This is a genomic window from Parabacteroides sp. PM6-13, from assembly GCF_029892605.1.
In the GTDB taxonomy this organism is placed as follows: domain Bacteria; phylum Bacteroidota; class Bacteroidia; order Bacteroidales; family Tannerellaceae; genus QVMG01.
Genome location: NZ_JARXWF010000007.1, coordinates 169,732 through 189,467, shown reverse-complemented (window position 1 = coordinate 189,467; position 19,736 = coordinate 169,732). Strand labels below are relative to the sequence as shown.

The 19,736-nt window shown below is 43.6% G+C and carries 16 protein-coding genes; 9 read left to right on the top strand and 7 right to left on the bottom strand.

Translation table 11 applies throughout. The features are described from left to right. The first annotated feature begins 49 nt into the window (after window positions 1–49). The gene (locus M2134_RS08630; protein ID WP_280750838.1) at window positions 50–1,309 is read left to right on the top strand and encodes a DEAD/DEAH box helicase; all 1,260 of its coding nucleotides are present in this window, start codon (window positions 50–52) and stop codon (window positions 1,307–1,309) included. On the opposite strand, the gene M2134_RS08625 is transcribed toward M2134_RS08630, so the two are convergent. From M2134_RS08625 to M2134_RS08595, 7 genes are all read right to left on the bottom strand, one after another. Beyond that, window positions 1,306–2,382 carry a hypothetical protein gene (locus tag M2134_RS08625; protein WP_280750839.1) on the bottom strand — a complete coding sequence of 359 codons (1,077 nt, stop codon included), beginning with the start codon at window positions 2,380–2,382 and terminating at the stop codon, window positions 1,306–1,308. The two genes, M2134_RS08630 and M2134_RS08625, sit on opposite strands and share 4 nt — an antisense overlap. A gap of 60 nt (window positions 2,383–2,442) precedes the next feature. Continuing rightward, a complete protein-coding gene (locus M2134_RS08620; RefSeq protein WP_280750840.1) occupies window positions 2,443–2,820 on the bottom strand; it encodes a YbaN family protein in 378 nt (125 codons plus the stop codon). Next, window positions 2,820–3,794, bottom strand: coding sequence for a methionyl-tRNA formyltransferase (gene fmt / locus M2134_RS08615; RefSeq protein ID WP_280750841.1), 975 nt, complete (start codon window positions 3,792–3,794; stop codon window positions 2,820–2,822). Before fmt ends, M2134_RS08620 begins: the two co-directional genes overlap by 1 nt. 2 nt (window positions 3,795–3,796) lie before the next feature. Then, a complete protein-coding gene (locus M2134_RS08610; protein WP_280750842.1) occupies window positions 3,797–5,581 on the bottom strand; it encodes a chloride channel protein in 1,785 nt (594 codons plus the stop codon). Window positions 5,582–5,583: 2 nt separating this feature from the next. Continuing rightward, window positions 5,584–6,984 carry a sugar transferase gene (locus tag M2134_RS08605; protein ID WP_280750843.1) on the bottom strand — a complete coding sequence of 467 codons (1,401 nt, stop codon included), beginning with the start codon at window positions 6,982–6,984 and terminating at the stop codon, window positions 5,584–5,586. Between the two features lie 4 nt (window positions 6,985–6,988). Then, window positions 6,989–7,549 (bottom strand): L-threonylcarbamoyladenylate synthase, encoded by a 561-nt coding sequence (locus tag M2134_RS08600; protein ID WP_280750844.1) that lies wholly within the window; start codon window positions 7,547–7,549, stop codon window positions 6,989–6,991. 347 nt (window positions 7,550–7,896) lie between these two features. Next, window positions 7,897–8,193 (bottom strand): hypothetical protein, encoded by a 297-nt coding sequence (locus M2134_RS08595; protein ID WP_280750845.1) that lies wholly within the window; start codon window positions 8,191–8,193, stop codon window positions 7,897–7,899. A 622-nt stretch (window positions 8,194–8,815) separates the two neighbouring features. Between M2134_RS08595 and M2134_RS08590 the strand changes: the two genes are divergently transcribed. The 8 genes from M2134_RS08590 (at window position 8,816) to M2134_RS08555 (ending at window position 19,403) form a co-directional block, all read left to right on the top strand. Then, window positions 8,816–9,085: an NVEALA domain-containing protein gene (locus M2134_RS08590; protein ID WP_280750846.1), complete on the top strand. Its 270-nt coding sequence runs from the start codon at window positions 8,816–8,818 to the stop codon at window positions 9,083–9,085. A gap of 74 nt (window positions 9,086–9,159) precedes the next feature. After that, on the top strand, window positions 9,160–10,167 hold the full coding sequence (locus M2134_RS08585; protein WP_280750847.1) for a hypothetical protein: 1,008 nt from the start codon (window positions 9,160–9,162) through the stop codon (window positions 10,165–10,167). An 863-nt stretch (window positions 10,168–11,030) separates the two neighbouring features. After that, complete coding sequence (locus M2134_RS08580) at window positions 11,031–12,026, top strand: hypothetical protein (protein ID WP_280750848.1); 996 nt, start codon at window positions 11,031–11,033, stop codon at window positions 12,024–12,026. Window positions 12,027–12,072: 46 nt separating this feature from the next. Beyond that, window positions 12,073–13,281, top strand: coding sequence for a 6-bladed beta-propeller (locus tag M2134_RS08575; RefSeq protein WP_280750849.1), 1,209 nt, complete (start codon window positions 12,073–12,075; stop codon window positions 13,279–13,281). A 1,038-nt stretch (window positions 13,282–14,319) separates the two neighbouring features. After that, a complete protein-coding gene (recJ, locus tag M2134_RS08570; RefSeq protein ID WP_280750850.1) occupies window positions 14,320–16,047 on the top strand; it encodes a single-stranded-DNA-specific exonuclease RecJ in 1,728 nt (575 codons plus the stop codon). A gap of 5 nt (window positions 16,048–16,052) precedes the next feature. Then, the gene (locus M2134_RS08565; RefSeq protein WP_280750851.1) at window positions 16,053–17,966 is read left to right on the top strand and encodes an ATP-dependent DNA helicase RecQ; all 1,914 of its coding nucleotides are present in this window, start codon (window positions 16,053–16,055) and stop codon (window positions 17,964–17,966) included. 96 nt (window positions 17,967–18,062) lie between these two features. After that, on the top strand, window positions 18,063–19,181 hold the full coding sequence (locus M2134_RS08560) for an AhpC/TSA family protein (RefSeq protein ID WP_280750852.1): 1,119 nt from the start codon (window positions 18,063–18,065) through the stop codon (window positions 19,179–19,181). Between the two features lie 21 nt (window positions 19,182–19,202). Next, on the top strand, window positions 19,203–19,403 hold the full coding sequence (locus tag M2134_RS08555) for a hypothetical protein (RefSeq protein ID WP_280750853.1): 201 nt from the start codon (window positions 19,203–19,205) through the stop codon (window positions 19,401–19,403). Window positions 19,404–19,736: the final 333 nt, after the last annotated feature.

Below are 19,736 nucleotides of genomic sequence, written 5' to 3'. Positions count from 1 at the left end.
AAATCGTTTCTTTGACACTATCTTTGTAGGAAATTAGGCTATATACCGTATGAGATTTGACGAATTGATGCTGGAGGATGAGATCCTGGATGGTCTCGACGCAATGAATTTTGCAGAAACGACTCCGGTACAGGAACTGACAATACCACTTATTTTAGAAGGGAAAGATTTGATTGCCTGCGCCCAAACGGGAACAGGGAAAACGGCGGCGTATGTTTTGCCGGTTATCAACGAACTCAGCAAAGGCGGGTATCCCGGCAATGCTGTGAACGCAGTCATTATGGCGCCCACCCGCGAATTGGCGCAACAAATCGATCAACAGATCGAAGGTTTCTCCTATTTCATTCCCGTCTCTGCGGTAGCTGTCTACGGCGGTACCGATGGCATCGCGTGGGAGCAACAAAAACGAGGCATGGAGATGGGCGCGGATATTGTCATCGCGACACCGGGACGTCTGCTTTCGCACCTCAAGCTGGGCACGGTAGATCTCTCGCAGACCTCCTTCTTCATCCTGGACGAAGCCGACCGGATGCTCGATATGGGATTCTACGACGACATTATGCACATCTATAAGCAATTGCCTCCCTCCTGCCAGGTGATTATGTTTTCAGCCACCATGCCTCCCAAGATCAGGACACTGGCCAAAACCATCCTGAAAGATCCGGAAGAGGTGAAGATCGCCATCTCCCGTCCACCCGAATCCATTATGCAAACGGCCTATATCTGCTACGAGCCTCAGAAACTGAAGATCGTCGAAAAGCTCTTTTCGGAAAGCCGTCCGCAGCGTGTTATTATTTTCTCCTCCTCAAAAATGAAGGTGAAGGAATTAGCTTCCACTCTGAAACGAATGAAATTCAATATCGCCGCCATGCACTCCGACCTGGAGCAGTCGCAGCGTGAGGAGGTGATGCGGGAATTCAAAAACGGACGTATCGATATCCTGGTAGCTACCGACGTGGTGTCGCGCGGGATCGACATAAACGATATCAAACTGGTCATCAACTACGACATCCCCCACGATCCGGAAGATTATGTGCACCGCATCGGACGTACGGCACGTGGCACCGACGGGAAAGGCTTGGCCATCACCTTTGTGGCCGTAGAAGAACAGGCAGCATTCAAGCGCATCGAAAAGTTCCTCGAAAAAGACATCTATAAAATACCGGTTGATCCCTCTCTGGGAGAAGCGCCTTTGTATGAACCGGAAAAATATATTCAACGTCGTGGCAAGCGTCCCTCATCCGGCAAGGGTGCTGGTGGTGGCGGACGCAAAGGATTCAACCGTCCGAGAAACGCCCGTAAAGCTTAGGCCTCTTTCATTTGTACGATAAAAACAACCGTGTTCCCGGCAGGCGATCCTTCCGGGAATAGTTTTTTTACCGCCTCACCCGATTGCGCGTAACAGAAAGAACGGTGGGAAACGTCCATGGGTTCCAGGTGAACACGCCCCGTATCATAGAAATCATCCTGCATACCTCCCGCTACGGTCTTAGATTCGTGCCGGGCAGGATCAGCATAGAAGGTATAACCGGCGGGATTCTCTTCATCGCCACGGGCATCATATAGAGAAGAGAGCCAGAAGCGTCCCGCCCGACGAACCGGCACAACCGGCACGGATCCACCTACCGAAGCCACCATCAACTCCGTACGCCAGTTGTTCTCCAGATAGGCCGTGTCCGACGGCAAATAACCCGGATCTATCGACGGACTATACACCACCAGGCGGCCTGTGTCCGGATCGACACATAATTGCGGATCGATCAGTTCCAACAAAAAACTCGGACGCCCCAGATCCACCGCACAAAGCGTTCTGGCATCCAGTCGTTGCAGATCGCGGTCGTAGGTCACCACCTCTTTTTTCACATTTACCTCGCCGGTATCCGGGTTGGTATAGCTATTTTCTTCGATCGACAACAGATGGTTCTGAGACCAATTAACCGAAAGAATCCGGCGATAGGGCTGTCCGTCGTCGTCCATTTTTCGTTTATCGAGCAATTGCCCGTTATAATCATAATAATAGACATCATCTCTGTTTCCGAAGACAATCAATTCCTCTCGCACTGGATCGACCACATACATGCGGGGATCCATCTGAGCAGGATCGGTAATCGCACAGACAAACTCACCATGATTGGTATAGCGATAAAGCACCTGCTCGCTGATAAAGAACAGGTTACCCCTATCCTGCCGCACCTGCCGGGCACTATCGATCGCCTTTCCATGGGCGTGTTGCAGGGGGATCGCCTTCACTTCGCCGGCTATATCCGACAAAGCACCGCACAGAGCCGGTTCAACCTCCCAAGCCGAACACCATGTTTTATAGCCTTCGCGGGCATAAATCAAAACGATAAGAAATAAAAGCAGGGTAAAAGTTCGTCTCATGTATATCTCATTTTAATCTGATACAAATAAAACGATAAAAACGTTCATTTATTGAAAACCCTACTCTCTTTTTCGGGTAGGAAAAGAAAGTATATGGATAGTGACCCCGATAGCTATGAGGATCAACAGGATGCGTACCCACATCAGCGGCACAAAAAAGACGACCGTACAAATCATCGACACCCACATCACCACGAGCGAAAGCACTTTTCCCCGCAAGGGTATGGACTTGTCTTCCATATAGGCCTTGACGTAGGTACCAAAATAACGGTTGGCCATCACCCGGCGATAGAGTTTGTCCGAACTGCGGATATAGAACCAGCAGGTAAGCAGCCAGAAAGGTGTGGTGGGAAGCACCGGAAGAAAAACACCCAAAGTACCCAACCCAAGGAAAAGGGTACCCAAAGCAATATAAACAGATCGCCTGACCGGATTCATCAGATCAGTTTACAATGATTTATTTGCTTGAAGCCATTCAGGAAATCGCGGGCGTTCATCCGCTTTTTTCCGGCCAGTTGCAGAGATAACAGCCTAAGATAACCACCGGAAACGGCCACATCGATATAACTTTTGCCATCGGAAAGGATGGTTCCGATCTCATCGGTATGCGCTTTCACGATCTTTTCTGTTTCATAGATCTTCAGTGCCTGCGGCTTTCCTTCTGCCGGCACCAGTTCAGCCCAAGCTGCCGGATAGGGAGAGAGACCACGGATAAAGTCATATATCCGCTTGAGTGGCTGGTTCCAGTCGATGCGACATACCTCTTTATCCAATTTGGGAGCCGGACGAAGTGTAGCAGGATCGGTATAGAATGTCTCTTGAGGAATAGCGTCTATGGCATCATTCAATAACAAATCAACGGTTTCAACGACCAATCCGGCGCCTAAAGCCATCAGTTTATCATGGATATCACCCACATTATCGCTGTCCTGAACAGGAATTTTCGCCTGTTTAATGATCTTCCCCGTATCGATCTCATGCGTAAGAAAGAAAGTAGTCACGCCTGTTTCCGTTTCTCCATTGATAATCGCCCAATTGATCGGCGCAGCACCCCGGTATTGAGGCAACAGCGAGCCATGCAGGTTGAACGTACCGAAGCGCGGCATATTCCACACCACTTCGGGAAGCATCCGGAAGGCAACCACGATCTGTAGGTCGGCCTGCAACGCGCGCAGGTCGGCCAGGAAACCTTCATCCTTCAACTTCACCGGCTGAAGCACCGGCAAACCTACCGATTCCGCATATTGTTTGACCGCACTCGACTGCAAAACGCTACCATGCCGCCCGATAGGCTTATCAGGCATAGTCACAACGCCCACAACGTTATAGCCACCTTCTACCAAAGCACGCAGGCTTTCCACAGCAAACTCCGGCGTACCCATATACACAATACGCAAATTCTCTTTCTTCATCATCAATCTTCTGAAAAGTTATCCACTAAGACCTCCCGGTAGGAGTTAAATATCTTCGATTTAGACATAAAGCCTACATAATGCCCCTTTTCATCGACCACCGGGAGGTTCCAGGCCTTGGTGTCGTCGAATATCTTCATGATTTGTTCCATGGGCATATTGATCACGATCTTAGCCGGCGGAGAAACCATGAATTTCTCCACATGGAAGCGGTTGTAGAGTTCCGGGCGGAACATGATATTGCGTATATTATCCAACAGAACCATGCCTAAGAACAGCCCTTTCTGATCGATCACCGGGAAGACATTACGGCTACTTTTGGCAATAACCTTCACCACTTCGCCCAATGACATTTCCGGATGTACCGGCTGGAAATCCTTCTCGATCACCTCGTCGCGGTTCAAAAGCGTAAGTACCGCCTTGTCTTTGTGATGGGTCAGCAGTTCCCCCTTCTGCGCCAAACGCATGGAATAGATACTATGCGGTTCGAACATCAGAATGGTCAGATAGGAACCGATAGAGACAATCATCAGCGGAAGGAACAGATCGTATCCCCCGGTCAATTCGGCAATAAGGAAAACACCGGTCAATGGAGCATGCATCACAGCAGACATCACACCTGCCATGCCCAACAAAGCAAAATTCTTCTCCGAAACATAGGTGGTGAAGTCAAAATAATTCGACGTATGCGCGAATACAAAACCGGCGATACAACCAAGGAAAAGACTGGGTGCAAATATTCCTCCGCAACCCCCTCCCGCGTTTGTCGCGCTCGAAGCAAATACTTTGGTCAACAGGATAAAAGAGAGGAAAACCAGGATACCCCAATAATTTCCGTCCCATCGATAGAACAGACTTCGCTCCATAATATTAGAGAACTGTCCATTCAACAGAGAACCAATCGTATCATAGCCTTCCCCGTACAATGGCGGAAGCAGGTAGATCAACACACTCAGCATGACGCCCGCAATAATAAACTTCTTCCAGTAGTTGCCAAGTCGGCGGTAGAATCCTTCAATCTTATTCATCACCCGGGTGAAATAGAGGGATACCAATCCGCAGAACACACCCAACAATAATACATACGGGATACGCGCCATCTCAAACACCTCCGTCTGAGAGAACTTAAACATAGCCTCTGTTCCCGTAAAGATATAGGAGACAGTCGCTGCCGTCACCGAGGTGATCAGTAGCGGCATGATAGAGGTCATCGTCAGGTCGAGCAACAAGACCTCGATCACGAATACCAATCCGGCAATCGGCGCTTTAAAGATCCCGGCAATGGCACCTGCCGCGCCACATCCCACCAACAGCATCAGCGTCTTTTGCTCCATTTTGAAAAGACGTCCCAGGTTGGAACCAATCGCCGCACCGGTCAACACAATAGGTGCCTCCGCCCCTACCGATCCACCAAAACCGATGGTCACCGAACTGGCCACCAGCGACGACCAGACGTTATGCGGTTTGATCCGGCTTTTGCGTTGCGAAATGGCATACAATATCTTGGTTACCCCGTGGCTGATATCGTCACGAACAATATACTTCACAAACAAACCCGCCAACAGAATACCAACCACCGGATAAAGCAGATACAATAAGCTACCCCCGTCCAGGTCGAAGTTACCTAATAAAAGATGCTGTATCCAATGAATCAGGTTCTTGAGGGTAATAGCCGCGGCGGCAGTCAGTAAACCCACAATAAAACTCAGGATAAGGATAAAATGCTTCTCCTTAATATGATTCTCCCGCCATAATATAAACCTATAAAACCATCCTTTTTGTTCCATTGTCAAATACCTTTGCCTGTAATAACTGTTTTAATCGTATAAATCAAGATTGTCATGTCTAATACCAACGACATATTTTCGTAGTAGAGTATATCATATTGTAAACGCTCGATCATCTGATCCACATCGATGGCATACCCATATTTCACCATGCCCAGCGAGGTGATGCCCGGACGCACATTATGCAACAGATAATAATAGGGTGCTCGCTTCACGATCTGATCGATATAATAACGTCGCTCCGGACGAGGTCCTACCAGCGACATATCTCCTTTCAATACGTTCCAGAACTGGGGAAGCTCATCCAGGCGATACTTACGCATCGTTTGCCCAAACGGCGTTATGCGCGGGTCGTTCTCCGCCGAAAGCAGCGGTCCATGTTCCTCCGCCCCCACATACATGGTTCGGAACTTACAGATCATAAACGGCTTGCCCATATACCCGATCCGCTCCTGCCGGAAAAAGACCGGACCTTTGGAATCTCGCTTCACCCGGTAAGCGATATACAAAAATACCGGAGAAAGCAAAACGAGCGCCAGAAGCGAAATCACCTTATCCAGAAAAAGCTTGATATTCTTTTCCGCTTCCGAGAAATTATTATCGGTCAGATCTACCAGGGGAATACCATGAATGGTCTTGATGTTCACCTTGGCAAGCATATTGCTGTTGTCCGCCAACACTTTTATCGGACGTTTATATTTATATAAGGAATAAATGATCGGCAACTGCTCCTCGACATCTTCCGTTTCCAGCGCGACAATCAACTCGTCTACCCGGTTATTGGCCAGTATGTCGGGCAATTGTTCCAAACGCCCCAGAAGAACTTCGGACGTTACAACAGAAGCCTCCTTTTCATTTTCCGCCACATAGCCTGTAATGGTATAGCCTAACCGAAAGAGCGCCTCCCCTGTCCGCTCTGCCTTTTTGCCGGAGCCGATAATCAAGACACATAAACTACCTTCCCTTCGTTTCACTCGGTTCAACGCCTGTTGCGTGATACATAAACGAGGAATATAGGTTAAGACAAACTGCAATCCTAACAGGGTGAAAAACAATTCGTAGTAGATCTCGAAAGAACGGGGCAGGTCATTCAGTACAATCACGAAAAAGACAAAAATCACTCCAAGCCCCACTGTAATAAAGGTAGAGAAAAACTCCGTCAAACGGGATTTGCCCAATGGCTTATTGTAGTAACCGGAGAAATAATATAATACGATCCAAAATAGCGGCACCAACAACTGCCCTTTCAATACCTGAAACGACAACAAATAAGACTCCAGCGAAGTGAATCCGAGGAAAGCTGCGACTTCGTAATAACGCAACAGATTGAACAGCAGCCAAACGATCGACGCGGCCACAAAGTCTGCTATAAGGTATTTACGCAACTGTCTTTTCTTATTCATCGTTTTATCTGATAATCTTTACCTCCCCGCCTGCTCCCAATTTAATAATATTGGAAGGCTGAGCCTGCCGCAGGTCATCCTGCCGGTAGCCGACTATATAATCAACGCCATTTTTAATAATTTCTGATATTTCAGAGAAGTTAGCCGGTGATTTTTCTCCACTCACATTGGCAGAGGTCGACACCAGCGGCTTGCGGAATCGTTCGCAGAGGCGGCGCGAGAACTCTTCCTGTGTTATGCGAATCCCAAGGCTACCATCCTCCGCCAGCAATTTAGGCGATAGATTACGGGCATTCGAATAGATGATAGTCAATGGCTTATCCGCCACATCGATCAATTGCCAGGCCACATCAGGCACCTCCGTCACGTAGGTTTCCAACTTCACCGGATTATCCAGCAACACCAGCATGGCCTTTTGGTCCATACGACGTTTCAAGGCGTACACTTTTTGTACGGCTTCATCGTTTGTCGCATCACACCCAATTCCCCAGATTGTATCTGTCGGATAAAGGATTAACCCACCGGCCTGCATCACCTCGCAAGCCTTTTTAATGTCTTCTGTCATACCTCGCAATATTTGCGCAAATGTAGCAATCATTCGGCAGTATAAAAAATAAACCACTGATAAAGGACTGCCATAGGCATCCGGTTTTCCACCGTATCACCTTGGTTCTTCAAGTTTTGGAAAACATTCTCCTATTCCCTGCCCAATCATATATCGCAAAAAAGACACATTCACCGGACGAATCAGTATTCAGAGGATTTTCAAAATGAACAGGATGAAAGCCATAATTATCCTGCCAATTCTGATTGTCCTGATTCTGACAGGTGATATATTATGATATATTTGTTCGAATGTTAAATCGGTGCCATCATCGTTATCCATAGCAAAAGAACAACCGGTATTATAGGTTAATAATTAAACAATGTATTTTGGTATTTGTTAAGTTTCGGATTTTTCATGCACATGATGGTTTTCTCTTTGGATGAAGAGTTGCCAGGTTGAGCTACAAAGAGACGAGGAAAACTTTTTGCCCGTTCCTCCAAGTCGTCTTGAATAGCTTTTTCAAATAATTGCTGTATTTTCTCCTGATAAAAAAGGGAAGTATCCCCATGTTGTAGCGCTCTTTCATATAAAAAGAGCATATTTATTCCGCAGATTAGAGAAAGAATAATAATAGGAATACCTACCTTCTGATACATTTTCACACGTCGCACCACCTTGTTTCAATGGAAAAAATAATCTTTTTTACTGAGATTTTGCTGAGAAGATCATTTCTCAGTAAAATCTCAGTAAATATTTTTGGAATTTACATGTATGTTCTTTTCATTTACTGAAAAATTAAAAACAATGTTATTGTGAAAAAGAAACTTAGTGCGCCTTAGAGATACTTCGCGGTAAAAAAACTCATTGTGGTATTATTCACCACAAAGTAACACAAAGGCACACAAAGTATAGAGTGAATGAATTAAAGTATAATTAGGGAACAGGAAAAAAAGAAAGGGAGATTGCTCTACTGCTTGATACTATAGTAGCAATCTCCCCACAACCTGCCCTTTTAAAGAAAGGAGGAAGCTTATGAAGAACAAAGATAGTGAAAGCTGAACACAGAACCAAGCTTGCTTGAGTTATGTTGAGGCGCATCCTATCTTATGAAAAGATACTTAGAAATGCTGAAAGGGCAAAAGTCAGGCGTCCTATATACAAACCTTGTACACTTTCTAAAAGTGAGTAAGGCATGTGTTTACGACGTAACCCATAATCCGCGGAAGGAAAGTAGGTGAGGTTATGGATAAGGATTAAATTAATAACATCTTAATAATTAAGATTATGAAAAAGAAAATTTTAAGCACTGTAATGCTTGTTGCGATTGCTGCTACGGCAGGGTGGAATAGTTATCAGAATGAGAACAAGGTCATTCTATCTGAACTGGGACTGGCTAATGTGGAGGCGTTGGCAAGAAATGAAGGTGGTGGAGGCAAATGTGGCAAAGCCGCTTATGAATATGATAACGATTGGTATGAAGACACAAAAGATTTTATGAGATGTGGAGATTGTGAATGGAAATCAGGCACTTCCCCTCAGTATACTGATTGTTGAGATATGCAAAAAAATAGTTTTTGGGATTTTACTTACCGAAAACTATTTTCATTCAAATTATAATTCATTATACAATGAAACACATACATATATTAATTTTCATCTGTTTTATTGGCTGTACAACAAACACTTCCAACAAACACATATTAGAAGATATTAACGCAAACTATGTTGAACATACAAAACTAGAGCTCGATTACGACTTATGGACACCTAGATCTATTTATTGCATAAAAAATCATATCGCCGTTTTTGACCCCAAGTCTCCTGATGGATTTATTGTTTTTTTTGATATAGAAGGAAATTACCGTCAATCTTTCGGAAAAATAGGAGAAGGCCCTGAAGAATTTATTTCTCCTCGCATTTCTATTAACAATGATACACTTTTTGTTTTTGACATTAATCAGACAAAAAAAATCACTTTAAATGATTTTGGAGAAATAAAAACAGAAACATGGATGAACGAGAAGAAAGAAACAGAAAGAGGCATTAATTATGCTTTTAGCACAAACAAAAGCAATTCATATATCATTTCGAAAACGTCCGAGGAACAGATCGAATACATATCCAATGGTCACAGCACGAAATACTCTTATTATCCTAAGATAAAAAGAGCCAACGAAGTAGATCCTTTTTCTAGAAACAATATCATTTTTGACGCAAATTACGTTCTCTCTAATGACAGAAACAGCCTATTTATTATATACAAATATTACCCTATTGTATCTAAAATAAATACTATTTCTATGAAAAAAGAAAAAGAATATATTTTAGATGAAAAAAACTCATTTTCAATTAACAAAACAAACAAACCAGTATTCAGAGACCCATTATTGTACTATACTTTCGGTTACTCCTATGGAAATAATCTATATTCACTATATCAAAATTCAGATAGAGATTCGATGAAAAGTAATATTTATAAATCAGAAATACACATTTTCGACTCAGAGCTTAATAAGTTAAAAAGATACAAATTAATGTTCCCTATTTACAACTTCGCAGTATCAAACAAAAACACTTTATTCGTTTTGTGTTTAAACAACGAACTTGACCCCGAAATACACAAAGTATTGTTATAAAATAAATAAATTCCATAATAAGCAATATGCTCCTAACAAAAAAATAGATCCCTTTCAACTGTGAATTGGAAGAAATCCGGAATATCGAGGTTATGACTGCTGGCTTTTTGACCCATAGCATCGAAAAATCCTTTGTCCAATGGGATAACAATTATTGGTTATGTGATCTTTCTTTTGATTTGCTTTACACTTTCGCTAAGCGATTGTCGATTTTAAGAAGGGGGGGATACTTATTTCGGCATCCCCATTATCTTCCCATTTCGTGCAATTGGAAGATCTGCCCAGCTTCTCAATCCTTTCCGATTTGGTTATATATTGCAAAAAATATACATTTACCAGATGAACCTGGTTTATACCCCAAGGATACGGGCTTCTTTAGCGAAACCATTACCGTTAAGTGCAATACGGAGAAATGGATAAAGCTAACGATAAGTGGAGAAGTGTTTTAACGCAAAAGAAACTTAGTGTGACTTAGAGTTACTTCGTGGTAAAAAACTCGTTGTAGTATTATTCACCACGAAGTAACCAAAGGCGCACAAAGAAGAAAAGAGACCGGAAGAGCATTAATGCAAAAAAAACTTGGTGCGCCTTAGAGCTACTTGGTGGTAAAAAACTCGTTGTAGCATTATTCACCACGAAGTAACACAAAGGCGCACAAAGTATAGAGTGAATTAAAGTAAAACAGGGGACAGATGCTTCAAAAAGCAAAAGGGAGAAACAACATTCGCTTCCCGAAGGAACATAAGCAACTGCTCTAAGAGTTGATATGATAGCTGCAAAGCGGTAATGTACAATTCTAACTGTTTAGGCAAAGATGGGAAAACTCATAGCTATGCAGATAAACATTTAAATTTTTAATTAATATGAATAAAACAATTTTGTTAACACCTTTTATTCTTCTTATTTCATGCATTTCACAAGATAAGGAAGTAGAGAGGTCTACAGGTAATCCTAAAGTTATTTATGAGGATTTAGAGTCTATAATGCCTGGACAGTTAGAATTAACAAAAGATTATTTGTTATGGACGAATCCCTTTTCAACAGAGAATTTTGTTCATATAATAGATAAAAGAACAGGAATAGAAGTAGGGCAGGTTTTGTCGATCGGCCCGGGCCCTGAAGAGTTAGTCAATCCGAATATTGCTGCCTACTTTGATAATTCTTTTTTTGCCTATGACACAAATTCAAAGAAACAGTTCAATATTCAGATAACCGAAAAAGGTTTTTCACAGAACAAAGTACCATTTAATTATAAAGAGAGTTCAACGATTACTCGTATAATTCCATTGAACAATGAACAGTTTCTCACTTTTGATCCGCAAGAAAACGAACCATTCTCTGTAATTGGAGAAGATGAGTCCTATTCACTTGGTAAACTTCCACATAACGGCGAAATAAACAACAAATACTCTGTTTTTCAAGGAAATGTAAAATACAATTCTATCAAGGAAGTTTTTGTTTATGCACCTTTTTCATTCCCTTATATATCTATATACGAACAAAATAGTGGAAAATTCAAACTAAAAAAAGAGCTCTTATTATCTAATGATTTTCAGATAATTGATGGTAAACTTAGATGTAACAAATCGAAACAAAACATATGGGAAATCGCATTAACTCAGGATTATATAGTTTCTTTACAGCGAGATTACGCTACAGATAACACAGATGAACAGTTTGTTGGTCGCAATTTAGAAAAGCTCCCTCAAACACTATTTATATATGATTACGATCTTGGCCTAAAAAGGATTATTAATGTAGGAATGCCTATATTAAGGCTGACGGGAAATTCAGCAAATAACACAATCTATGGCATTGGGCTATCTTCTGATTTTGTTATTTTCGAATTAGACATTTAGCATCCAACATATTAACAATATTATATAAACAAAAAAAAACAACAATATGCACAAATTTATAACAGTAATATTTATTCTATCTGTCTTAAGTTCTTGTACTAAAAAAGAGACAGGATCTATTCGCGTTGAAAGAATACCTATAGCTATAAAGAAAGGAGAAAATTTGCGTTTATCTAAATTTGTTGATTCCATACAGATTATTCCCTTGGAAACGACTTCTGACTGTTTGATAGGAGAGGTAAATCGTGTGGTTTATAAAAACAACCATTATTATTTGCGTGCTACAAGGGGGATGCAAAGTGGCAGATTGTTGGTTTTTGACTCTAACGGAACTTTTGTTCTAAAAATTCACAATGAAGGAGGAGGACCCGGAGGATGGATTAATATGAAAGATTTTGTTCTGAATCAGAATTCTGAAATAAAAATCATGTCTCTTGGGAAGGTTATCACGTATGATACGGAAGGTCACTTCTTGAGAGAAAATAAAATCGATATTCCTTTAACCAAAGAGATTCTCCCTTATATAAAGGATAAATATCTCGTTTATAGAAGGGGAGCTCCTTCACGTGATTACAATCTGCTTAGTATCATGAATGAAAAAGATCAATTTGAAGAGAATTTTTTTCAGATAGAAAAGGATGATGTGTGTAAAAGTGAAACTACTTTCAATTTCAATTCTCTGTTTTCTTTTAACGACAGTATTTACTTTAGCTATCCATATTGTGACACCATCTATCAGATTTCTAATTCCTTGAAAGAAAAGCCTATATATTATATAGACTATGGATCTAAAAGGATTCCGGGAAAAATATTTGTAGAAAGTGATGGGGTAAAAGAAATAGATAAAAAATTAGAACGATATAGTGACTTTGGCAAAGCAGCAGCTTTTGGAATAACAGAAGACCTCGTATATATTGGTTCAAGAGACAAAGTATATAATGGCTATTTTTCTCTCTATTCAAAAAAGACAAAGCAGGTCTTAACGGGGCAGCGCATCGTTGATGATATGTATTTTGTTGGGAATACTATTTCTATGAAATCCAAACATCTTCCTTATAACTTTGATGGTAATGATATCTTATGGCAGGTGGATCCTTCATACATATTAGATGGTTTTCATGGATATAAAGCAAAGGTGTCTCAAGAAGAATGGGAGAAATTCTGTCAAAAATATCCCCGATTGGTAAAGATCTGTTCCCAAATGAAAGAAGATGACAATCCTGTGATTTTACGTGTAACCCTAAAAGATATTTAAGGTATGGGAAAAATAAATAATTATATTCCCTATACTATAGGTTGAATTCGACTTTGGACGGGATTGGAAGGAAAAGGGAGAAGGGGAGGGAGAAGATGTGAAGATTGCGGGGAAGCACGCCGCAGGCGTGAGATTATGCATAACCGTATGCAAGCGTAGCGCAGCTTACGGTAGTGAATCCTCTATATAAAAAGCCCCGCATGGGGCGGGATTATGGCAGATCTCGCACCTGCGGCGCTTGATTGACAGGTAGTCGCTATACCGTAAGCTGCGCTACGCTTGCATACGGTTATGCATAATCTCGCGCTTGCAGCGCGATCCCCACCTTCAATTCTTACAAAATTTGAAGGTGCTTGATGAGGCCAAACGCCGCATAGCGGCGATCTGTATCCAGCCCCGTGCGTGAGCGCGGGGAAATAGATCGTGCAATCAACAGCGCCGCGTAGCGGTGCTATATGGCTGTATTTATGAAGTGTTACATAGCACCGCTACGCGGCGCATTTTTTGCGTATCCCTTTTCCCCGCGCTCACGCACGGGGCTGGATACAGGTCGCTGCTATGCAGCGCTTCCCCCACCCCTATCTCCTATTTCCTTCAATTCTTACAATATCTGAAGACGCTCCTTTCTCCTTTCTCCTTTCAAAGATTCCCAATTTGAAAATTGCTTTACGCTGCGCTAAGCGAAACTTACATTTTGTCAAAATCGCCCGAGAATTTTTCCGTAAACGTAGGGGTATTTAAAATTAGTCCTGCGAGTAACACTTTTTAACGTATCATATTGTAAAACAAAACGACTGTTTTGCTTACATTTTGTCAAATGAGTTTTTAAGAGTTTGAGGGGTTTCAGGTCTCTAAATTCCTTACAGACCTGAAGGAGTTTTCTTCATAAAAAAACAAATCAAACACACTATTTTTAATCCGCATGCATAGGTTATCCACTTTAAATGTTTAACTTTACGGGTTCAAGACAAAGCGTAAAAAATAACAAGCGCGTTATTGCTTTGTCCCTGAGAGAGAAAAAAGAAAAAATAATATATAATGACTATTCACAAATGGAATTTACAAACCCCTACACAAGAACAATTACATAAACGAGATGAGCTGGCTACCCAACTGGGGATTAGCCCGGTAGTGGCTCTTTTGCTTATACAGCGGGGGATTTCTTCTGTGGAAGAAGCTAAGAAATTCTTTAAACCCAACCTAAAAAACCTCCATGATCCGTTCCTAATGCCGGACATGGACAAAGCGGTGAAACGGCTGAACAGGGCTTTGGGAAACAAAGAAAAAATTTTGGTTTATGGCGATTATGATGTAGACGGAACAACAGCAGTAGCCTTGGTTTATAAGTACCTGCGCATCTATACATCTTCTCTTGATTATTATATCCCGGATCGTTACGACGAAGGATATGGCATTTCCTACAAAGGGATCGATTATGCGGCCGAAAATGGCATTACCCTGATCATCTCCTTAGATTGCGGCATAAAAGCCATCGACAAGATCGAATATGCCAAACAGAAAGGCATTGATTTTATTATTTGCGATCACCACATGCCGGACGACACCTTGCCGGATGCCGTTGCCGTGTTGGATGCCAAACGTACCGATTCCACCTATCCTTATGAACATTTATCGGGTTGTGGCGTAGGATTTAAATTCATGCACGCCTTCGCGCTTAGCAACGGTTTCGAATTCAAGGAATTGGAAAAGCTACTCGACCTGACAGCCGTAAGCATCGCCTCCGATATCGTGCCGGTCACCGGTGAGAACCGAATCCTGGCTTATTATGGTCTGCGGCAGTTGAACACCAACCCCAGCCATGGCTTGAAAGGGATCATAGACATTTGCGGACTGACCGGAAAAGAGATCACCATGAGTGATATTGTTTTCAAGATCGGACCGCGCATCAACGCTTCCGGACGCATGGAAAATGGAAAAGAGGCGGTAGATCTATTGCTCACAAACGATATTCAATCGGCTCGTGAGAAAAGCGAAAAGATCGACCAGTATAACAACGACCGGCGGGAACTGGACAAACGCATCACGGACGAAGCCAATGCTATCATCGATGAGATCCGGAACATGGAAGACCATAAAGCGATTGTCGTGTACAACCCGGAATGGCACAAAGGAGTCATCGGTATTGTCGCCTCCCGTTTGACGGAAAAATATTACCGTCCGGCGGTTGTCCTGACCCAATCATCCGAACTAATCACCGGATCAGCTCGCTCGATCACCGGATTCGATATTTATAAAGCCATCGAAAGCTGCCGCGACCTATTGGAAAACTTCGGAGGGCACACCTATGCCGCCGGCCTCTCGCTGAAACCGGAGAATCTGGAGGAGTTCAAAAAACGCTTTACGGAGATCGCAGCGGAAGAGATCGTTCCGGAACAAATGGTTTCGCAAATCGACCTCGATGCTATCATCGAATTAAAGGATGTCAACCAAAAACTAATGAACGATCTGAAACGGATGAATCCGTTCGGGCCGGACAACCAGAAACCGGTATTTGGCTCGATGGCGATCAAAGACTATGGCACCAGCAAACTGGTAGGGAAAGAGCAGGAACATATTAAACTGGATCTGATAGACAACACCACCCATTTGCCTATACATGCCATTGCCTTTGGAAAACACGCCTTTAGCGAACACATAAAGGCGATGAATCCGTTCGACATATGCTATACCATTGAGGAGAACACCTACAACGGGAATACCTCCATTCAATTAATGATAAAAGATATCAAGACCGAAGAAGAATAGGAAAGGTGAATACCTACCTGGATATATTACAAAAATACTGGGGGCATAACGCATTCCGCCCCTTACAGGAAGATATTATCCGATCGGTATGTGAGGGTCGCGACACCTTGGGCCTTATGCCTACCGGTGGGGGGAAGTCGATCACTTTCCAAGTGCCGGCGATGGCGATGGAGGGCGTATGCCTGGTGGTCACCCCGCTGATCGCGCTGATGAAAGACCAGGTAGACAACCTGCGACGCTTAGGCATCAAAGCAACAGCTGTTTACTCCGGCATGCGGCGCGAAGAGATCATCACCCAATTGGAGAACTGCATCTTCGGCAATTACAAATTTCTTTATATATCCCCCGAACGACTCACGACAGAGATATTCCTGGCCAAACTGCAAGCCATGCAAGTCAGCCTGTTGGTGGTCGACGAATGCCATTGTATCTCGCAATGGGGCTATGACTTCCGCCCCTCCTACCTAAAGATAGCGGATATACGGGAACAGCTACCGGGCGTGCCACTATTGGCGTTGACCGCCACGGCCACTCCCGAAGTCGTCAATGACATCCAGGAAAAGCTCCTGTTTAAGAAAAAGAATGTTTTCCAGAAGAGCTTCTTACGCTCGAACCTCTCCTATACGGTACGAAGGACGGATGATAAACTCAATCAATTAGTCTATATATTGGAGCGGGTAAGAGGATCGGCCATCGTGTATGTACGCAACCGGAAACGCACCAAAGAGATTGCGGATCATCTCAGGAGCCAAGGTATCAGCGCGGACTTTTTCCATGCGGGGCTGAACAGGGAAGAGAAAACGGCCAAGCAGAATCAGTGGAAAAACAACGAATGTCGCGTAATTGTATCGACAAACGCCTTTGGCATGGGGATCGACAAACCGGACGTACGGCTGGTGGTGCATATCGATATGCCGGGATCGTTGGAAGAATATTTCCAGGAGGCCGGACGTGCCGGGCGCGACGAGCAGAAAGCCTATGCCGTAGCCCTTTGTTCGGGCATCGACAAAACAAAGCTCAAAAAACGACTGGCCGATGAGTTTCCTGATAAAGCGTTTATTGCCCGTGTCTATGAGGCGTTAGGTAATTATTACCAGATTGCCGTAGGGTATGGATTGGAAACGGTGCACGACTTTATGTTGGAGGATTTCTGTCATGCCTTCCGGTTCTCTATATTGCAGGCGCACCACGCGCTCAAAATACTGGAACTGTCGGGATATATCGAATATACGGAAGAGATCGAAAATGCGTCCCGGCTGCGATTCACCGCTACCCGGGAGGAATTGTATCGTCACCTGCGACAGGACCAGGTCACGGACGATATCCTTCATGTGATCTTACGCTCCTATACAGGCATTTTTACTGATTATGCCTACATCAACGAGGCAGCCATAGCCACCAAGGCGGGCGTCAGCGGGCAACAGGTATACGACCTGTTGATTAACCTGTCGAAATACAGGATCGTCAACTATATTCCACGGAAAAAGATTCCGCTTATCATCTACACCCAGACCCGGGAAGAGCTGAAATACCTGAAGATACCCCGCTCGGCTTATGAAGAGAGAAAAGAGCGCTTCGAAATGCGTATCGGAAAGGTATTGGAATATATCGGCAACGATACGGTCTGCCGGAGTCGGATGCTGCTGCGTTATTTCGGAGAGAAAGACTCGGCCGACTGCGGCATTTGCGATGTGTGCAGGGCCAAGCATGCGACGGGCCTGACCAACCAGGAGTTCAACGCGATCCGCTCGGCTCTCGAAGAAACGGTAACAACCGAACCGGTTGATTTTAAGGAACTGATACACACGCTCTCCTACCCGATGGACAAAATCATCGAAACCGTCCGGTTTTTAGCCGACAACGACCCCTGTTTCACCCTCGAAGAGGGCTATATTTCTTTTACTCCCAACAAGGAATAGGCCTGTTAAATAGCCTTTTATCACTTTTTTAATTAAAAAAACAGAGGAGTCTCCGGGAAACGCCTATCTTTGCCGGTGAACTTAAATGATAAATGTATGAAAAAGTTATTCATCTACCCCATCATGACCTTATGTCTGCTGGCTTGTGGGGAAAGGAGCCAGTATGATGTGAAGGGAACCGTTGCTGATAGCAAGTACGACGGACAATATGTTTATCTGTATGAATATGGTACCACCCGAGTTGCCCCCAAAGACAGCGCGTTGGTTGAAAAGGGCAAATTCTCTATGAAAGGAAAGCAGGAGATCCCCGCTTTATATACACTACGTTTTGCCGAGAACGAAAAGAGCGAGGCACAAACAAACACCGGCGAGGTTGCTCCTTTTACGGCTTTATTCACTTTACAAAACGCGAAATACACCATAGAGGTAAATGAGTTATCCACCGTTTCGGGCACGCCCGAAAATAATGCTTTCAGCCAATTGCAGCAAGAGTTACGGAAGGTGCGCGAAGAGATGGCATCGGTGACGGAGGATATGCGCTCAGACAATGAGGATATTGCCAACAGAGCAGAGGAACGATATGAACAGATCGAAGCCGAAGCGACAGCGTTGGTCAAAACATATATCGATAACCATCCCAATGCGCCGACATCGGCTAAACTACTGTACGACTTTAGGTACGACCTAAGCGAAGAAGAACGACGCGAGATCGTTTCAAAAGCAGGTGACGCATTCCTGGCGGTACCGGGCATCGATCGCATCATAGAGCATTTGGCCATACTGGAAAAGGTGGCTATCGGCAAACCATTCAGCGATTTTGACATGGCAGACCCTCAGGGCAAAATGCGCAAACTATCCGATTATGCAGGCAAAGGCAAGGTTGTATTGGTTGATTTCTGGGCCTCCTGGTGTCCTCCCTGCCGGGCGGATATGCCACATTTGGTTGCTTTGTACAAAGAATATGCGAACCAGGACTTCGAAATCGTAGGCGTCTCCTTAGACCGTACGGACGAGGCGTGGAAGAAAGGCATTGCCGACCTGCATATCACCTGGCCGCAGATGTCCGACCTGAAGTTCTGGCACAATGAGGCAGCCACGCTTTATGGAGTCAACAGTATTCCTCATACGGTGTTGATCGACAAGGACGGCACGATCATTGCCAAGAACCTGCGGGGCAAAGCGCTGGAAGAGAAACTACGGGAAGTATTGAAGTAAAATCTAATTCACCCGATATACATGAAAAAAAAGAAACGAATCATTCGCATATTAGTCATCATAGCCGCCATCATCGCGATTGCGGCTACCATTGCCTATTTTGTCTTAGAACCTGAAAAGCCCTGGTTAGCTTTTTATATTGCCTGTTGCGGCGGGGTGCTTGTGGTCAACTTCATCCTCTCAATCATCTTTGTCAATAAGAATTTCAAAGATCGGGAGTAAAAAAAGAGCTCGGCTAAACGTGAACGATTGTTTAATTCCACCCACGTATTCTTAAAAAAACTTTCTTTCCGCATTTTATGCTCTCCTCCGTTAGGGTTCAAGGGGAGCAGGCCGTCTTTATTGTAGTATCTGAAGTAAATTAACACATTTGTATTGGTTTGCAATAATGGAAATTCTATTACTGTAAATAGGTTAGTAGTGAGAATTAATTGTGAATACATCTGCGTGAGCAGATAACGAAAGATTTAAAAGATTCTATGCTTTAGTCGAGTGCGGGAGGCATTTGGCTAAAGCTTTTTTTTGTGATAAATTTTGTAAATTTGCACTCTTACT